Origin of the sequence: Moraxella bovis, assembly GCF_002014975.1 — a bacterium.
Lineage (GTDB): Bacteria > Pseudomonadota > Gammaproteobacteria > Pseudomonadales > Moraxellaceae > Moraxella > Moraxella bovis.
In genome coordinates this window covers 1-3,290 of the sequence record NZ_MUXV01000073.1, presented here as the reverse complement: position 1 = coordinate 3,290, position 3,290 = coordinate 1, and the positions used below count along the sequence as shown (strand labels likewise).

The 3,290-nt window shown below is 38.0% G+C and carries 3 protein-coding genes; all 3 read left to right on the top strand.

The window, feature by feature from the left end; all coding sequences use genetic code 11:
• Positions 1-914, top strand: a 914-nt coding sequence (locus B0182_RS12875) for a DUF2345 domain-containing protein (protein ID WP_211271655.1), incomplete at its 5' end; no start/stop codon positions are given.
• Between the two features lie 3 nt (positions 915-917).
• A complete protein-coding gene (locus tag B0182_RS12870; RefSeq protein WP_078275298.1) occupies positions 918-2,156 on the top strand; it encodes a DUF2515 family protein in 1,239 nt (412 codons plus the stop codon).
• A gap of 109 nt (positions 2,157-2,265) precedes the next feature.
• Positions 2,266-3,252 (top strand): hypothetical protein, encoded by a 987-nt coding sequence (locus B0182_RS12865; RefSeq protein WP_143821757.1) that lies wholly within the window; start codon positions 2,266-2,268, stop codon positions 3,250-3,252.
• The last annotated feature ends 38 nt before the right edge of the window (positions 3,253-3,290 follow it).

Here is a 3,290-nt window from a genome sequence, read left to right as displayed (position 1 = left end):
ATGTGAAGGATGTGGGGGAGTCTTCTGAATCTTTAATGGTTTCTCATCAAATTCATAAGTCTTTTTTAAAACTCTCGGCATCTCATGATGTTAATGAATCATCATTAGACATTGACGTGGAAGAATCATTTAAGCAGGACTTAGATGACCTTATGGGCAACGACATCATCAAGGACGAGTTGCACGAAAGTGAGTTGGACGACGAAGACAATAGTCAAATACACCCTGAGCTATCCTCTGCCCAGTTGCTGTTATCATCAAAAGACAGTACCATACTATCATCACAAAACAACATTAATATCGCAAGCCAAAAAAATACCACATTAACCACACAAGGAACATTGAGCATTGCCAGTGCAAAAAACTTATTGACAAACATTGCACAGGGGTTAAGGGTGTTGGTACAAAACTTAGGTATAAAGCTATTTACTGCTCGTGGTAAAATTCAAATTCAAGCCCAAAGCGATGATATAGAAATCATTGCAGAGCAAGTACTAAAATTAATCAGTGCCAAAAACAACATTGAGATTGTCGCTGATAAAGAAATCATCTTAACTTCCAATGGCAGTTATATCAAGATAGATAAAGAGGGGGTGGAGATAGGCTCTCCAAAGCCTGTAAAGGTGTACGCACCAGAGCATTGGGTGTTGGGAGCAAAAGAAATTTCTTACAAATTCAACGGCTCCCCCATCGTCGGCACCTTTGATGAAAAATTTGTGCTAAAATCGGAGTCAGGAGAAATCCTCAAAAATGTTCCTTATGTTATTACCAACAAAGTCACAGGTGAGCAGATTCGTGGCACAACAGACGATGAGGGCGGTACAGTTAGGGTTTGGACAGAAAGTGAAGAGGAGGTGGAAATGGGGGTGGATTTTGTTAGGGTTTTCTCAAAATCATCAAAAGATAAGGAGTAAATAATGGATACTAAAATTTCAACCAATATGACTAACCCTATGCCAAACAGCCAATGCACGGCTAGGATGGATTATGGTGAAATTTGGTCTTATCATCAACTAATTTCCATGATTTTATTGTCCAAAAAACATACAAGCACTGAGCATAGATTTTTGGACGATAGCGAGCAAAAGGGGCAAACCCAAGAACGTATCAAAACAATAGCTAGTCATTACGCAATAATGTATTTGGAGACCAGCAAAAAGGGTGGCAAAAATCTAAAAGGTCGCTTTTATTGGATGGGGTTGGCGGCATTTGCAGCCAAACAAGTGTATTGTGGCGCCTTGGCAATGGATGATGTGGTAAATAAAGGTTTATCCAAGGTTGGTTATTATGGCAACAAATTAGATGATTTTACTGGTGCTAAAGCAATCGCTCCAAAGTATATTAAACACTTAGAAGAAAATGCTTTGAGTGATAAAGAATTAGATCACATTAGAGAAAGAATGCTTTTGGGTAACTTGTTTTTGTTTTTGGACATTTACCCTTACCATCACCTTTATAGAGAGCTTCCCTGTTCTTTTTTTGAGGCGATCAATCATAGAAATTCCCAAAAATATGTATCTACCGTCAAAACTGATTTATATGATTTGCCACACTGTGATGAGCTTGGACTCATTAAGCATTTCACCTATGATAAAAAGCATTTAAAAAGTGCTTTTGAGAGTATTCAAATGATAGAGAGGCTCATGAAAGAAAATATAGGAAAAAGAATGAATGATAAAACTATAGAAAAAATCAGAGGGTATCAACAACAAAGTTTATTAGACATTGCCAACCACGAACAACGTGTTATCCTACAAAACTGCTTTTATGCCCCCAATGGCAGGGTGGACCCGACGTTAAAAAAAGTGTTAGATAAACAAAAGCAGTTAGATAAACTCAAAAAAACAATGGCCGCCATTTCTTGGATTGCGGATGTGCAAGGGCGACAAGCAGTTTTAACCAATGCCTGCCAATTAAGCGATGATTTTATGGAAGGTAATGCTAATAGAGAACGCTTTTATGAGGACATGAAAAACAGCTCAGAACTTAATAGCACTTGGGGCGAGAACTTGTATGATGTTGAACAAAGAATGGCGTTTATCACTAGAATTGCTGAAGATTACCACTTTATTATGCTCAATTATAAGACAAAAGTAGAGGGTTACATGCAGTCCATTGTTAATGGAGAAGTTGTAGAGGGCGATGGTGATTTTTAATGTAGTTAAAAAAACAGTAAAATACACTGTTTTGGGTGTAATAACCCTTATCGTATTATTTTTACTATTGATATATATCTTGGTTTTTATTAGTGGCGTGGAGTATTACATGAAATCAAAACAAGACAATACACCTGTGGTATTAAATAAAAATGAGCAAGGCGAGCATCGTATGGTAGTACGCCTTGGTGAAGATGCCAGAACGCTCATTCAAAGAAACCCTAACCTCTTTGTCAGCAGAGAGTATGATGGCTATCCCGTGGGCTTTTTGCGCCCTAGGTTTTCTTATAAGGAAGTCCCTAATGTACGCTTGGAGCTATTAGATGAGGATTATGAGCTGGCATTATCTTTGAATGGTTTTGAAACAGATATTATGTTGGCAAGTGAAAAAGAACCGCTAAATGTAGGGTTCTTGAGTGCACACCTGAAAGAAACAGGAAATATTCATAGAGCGGTAAAAGCATCCGAGGCTTTTGGTGACAAAGTTGAAGAGATACAAAATGCTACACATCTAAGCAATGAAGAGAAAACTAAGCAGATAGATGCCATCACACAAACCTTTGAAGAACAGGAAAAACGATACGAGATAGAAACTTCTAAAAAACTCTATCAGCAATACCAAGACATTTTGGCAGTGCTAAAAAAATATAATTGGAAGCCTTATGCTCACTTACAATCACCTAGAGTATTCGGAAGAGATTCTTGGAGGGTTCAGCAAGATGAATCATTCCGCGATGAAGATTATATAAGTGTATGGGAAGATGGTTTTTATATTGACAGCTATGAAAAATGGCAAAAATATGTTGAAGATGATGATATTTTTGTGCTTTTTTATCGTAAAAATCTGCTGTTACGGTTATCGGTCAGTGATTTATCTCCCCGCCTAGAAATAGAAACCAATACTTCCAAGTATTTAAATAGAGAAGATGATAGATGGATGGAAAAACTCGCCGCCGACATCCCCACATGGCAAGCCCAACGCAAAGAGGCTGAGGATGCCCTAAGAGCCAAAGGCTATACCATTGATGAGAGTTATGTGGATGCTCCCTTACCCAAGGAGTTCTTAGAATGGCAAAAATATCAAATAAAACCATGACAAGACATTCACACTGCGACAAACAAAGACCTAAGCCT

What these genes read in the sequence shown, in the direction of transcription:
- B0182_RS12870 (WP_078275298.1), top strand. Translation starts at nt 918, where the DNA reads ATGGATACTAAAATTTCAACCAATATGACTAACCCTATGCCAAACAGC.
- B0182_RS12865 (WP_143821757.1), top strand. Translation starts at nt 2,266, where the DNA reads ATGAAATCAAAACAAGACAATACACCTGTGGTATTAAATAAAAATGAG.